Origin of the sequence: Aquabacterium sp., from assembly GCF_049274795.1 — a bacterium.
Lineage (GTDB): Bacteria > Pseudomonadota > Gammaproteobacteria > Burkholderiales > Burkholderiaceae_C > Aquabacterium.
Genome location: NZ_JBASTH010000010.1, coordinates 1 through 1,724, shown reverse-complemented (window position 1 = coordinate 1,724; position 1,724 = coordinate 1). Strand labels below are relative to the sequence as shown.

The window sequence follows — 1,724 nt, the reverse complement described above, 5'->3', positions numbered from 1 at the left end:
ACCCATCATTGTGCAGCGCCTCGAAGCGCAATTTGTCACAGGCATCTGAAGCATTCGAGATCAGTTCGCGCAGGAATATCTCGCGGTTGGAATACAAGGAGTGGATCATCAGCTGCAACAGCTGCTTCACTTCAGTCTGGAAGCCCATTGTTTCGCGGCTGGCGGTAGCGTTTTCTGTCATGTGTGTCCCCTTTGGTTGAAAATGTGTGTCGAAAGATATGGAGGCACTTTTGCAGATTTCAAGAGCTATGTTGATCAAGCCGGAAATGATACTAAACCGGCGCATAATCACTTGAGTGTGAACATGACAATCTGTCGTAACACTTCTTAAGAAGGGCAGGAAAATTTACGGGAGCATAGCGGTGCTTGCAGTGTCATTTGTCATGAGTGGTTGTGTCAGCACCGGCGAATTTGAAAAAATGAAAACAGGGAAAGACGGCGAGCTCCGGACGTTGCAAATGCAGAACGCAGAACTGGCACAACAGAAATCCTTGCTCGAAGAGCAGAGGGCTGCATTGGATGGGCAGAATGCTTCGTTGGAACAGAAGTAGTTGGCGGCGCACTGAAAGGCTACGAGAATAAGGTCATCCGGGTTGTGGGCCATACCGACAACGTGCAGATATCGCAAACGTTGCAAGGCACGTTCCCGAGTAACCGGGAATTGTCAGTGGCGCGTGCGACCACGGTGGTTCGCTATCTGCAGGAGGTTAGCATAGCACCCGAACCCATGGTGGCATCGGGCAGAAGTGAATATGATCCTGTGGCCACTAACGACACAGCGGAAGGTAGGCAGAGAAATCGCCGCATTGAGATCATGCTGATCGACAAGAGTTTGGCAGACGAATTGAAAAAGTCGGTCAACTAGCACCTGTAAATATTGTGCTCCAGGAATGCCAGCGGAAAAGATTTGGTGGGCGTGAGCTGAACCTTAGGTAAGCAGTGCTCCCACGCTGTACACGCTGGTTCTGTTGCGACCGCTTTCTTTGGATACATAGAGCGCCTTGTCGGCCTGGTCGAGCAGCTCGACCAGATTGGCGTCCTTCTCGTATATGGCAATGCCGATGGAAATGGTGATACCGCCGATCGGTGCCTGATCGTCATGGCGACGGATCTTGCTGGCTTCGATACTTCGGCGAATATTTTCGGCAACAGACTGTGCGCCGGCCAAATTTGTTTCGGGGAGCAGTACGGCAAATTCTTCACCGCCCAATCGTGCCACGATGTCCTGTCCTTTTACCTTGGATTTAAGTGCGCTGGCAATCGCGGTGATTACCTTGTCACCAAACAAGTGACCGTAGGTATCGTTTACTTTCTTGAAATGATCAATATCCACCATTAGCAGTGACATCCCCAGTTTAAGTGTCTCCTTGTTATCAAAGCACTTCTTGGCTTCTGCTTCAAACCCGCGCCGGTTGAGTATGCCGGTCAAAGGGTCGGTCAGCGCTTCCCCGCGGGCAGATTCAAGTTCCTGGTGCAGTTTTTCCACTTCCTGTTTGCTGGAAGCCAACTCGTCTTTCAGATTCTGCATAGACCCGCGCATCTTGTCGGTATCGCCAGACATATTGCCGATCAGGGTTTCCAGCATCGCAGGATCGAGGTTCTGCTTCAGCGATTCGCCATAAGATTGCAGATTGGTGTCAAAATCAAGCGCCTGCTTGTCAGTTTCAGCGGTAAATCCTGCAAGCTTGCTCAATAGCTGCTTGAAGTTTTTCTGCATCTTCAGT

4 protein-coding genes are annotated in these 1,724 nt (G+C 50.6%); 2 read left to right on the top strand and 2 right to left on the bottom strand.

Annotated elements, in window-relative coordinates; translation table 11 throughout:
• A partial coding sequence (locus WAQ08_RS01325) for a hypothetical protein (protein ID WP_422188836.1) occupies window positions 1-181 on the bottom strand: 181 nt, incomplete at its 3' end.
• 181 nt (window positions 182-362) lie between these two features.
• Here WAQ08_RS01325 and WAQ08_RS01320 point away from each other — a divergent pair.
• Both WAQ08_RS01320 and WAQ08_RS01315 read left to right on the top strand, forming a co-directional pair.
• Entirely contained in the window at window positions 363-551 is a 189-nt protein-coding gene (locus tag WAQ08_RS01320; RefSeq protein ID WP_422188835.1) for a hypothetical protein, read from the top strand.
• Window positions 488-865 carry an OmpA/MotB family protein gene (locus WAQ08_RS01315; RefSeq protein WP_422188837.1) on the top strand — a complete coding sequence of 126 codons (378 nt, stop codon included), beginning with the start codon at window positions 488-490 and terminating at the stop codon, window positions 863-865. Before WAQ08_RS01320 ends, WAQ08_RS01315 begins: the two co-directional genes overlap by 64 nt.
• Window positions 866-928: 63 nt before the next feature.
• Here the strand turns inward: WAQ08_RS01315 and WAQ08_RS01310 are convergent.
• The coding region (locus WAQ08_RS01310; protein ID WP_422188834.1) for a GGDEF domain-containing protein at window positions 929-1,724 on the bottom strand (796 nt) is incomplete at its 5' end.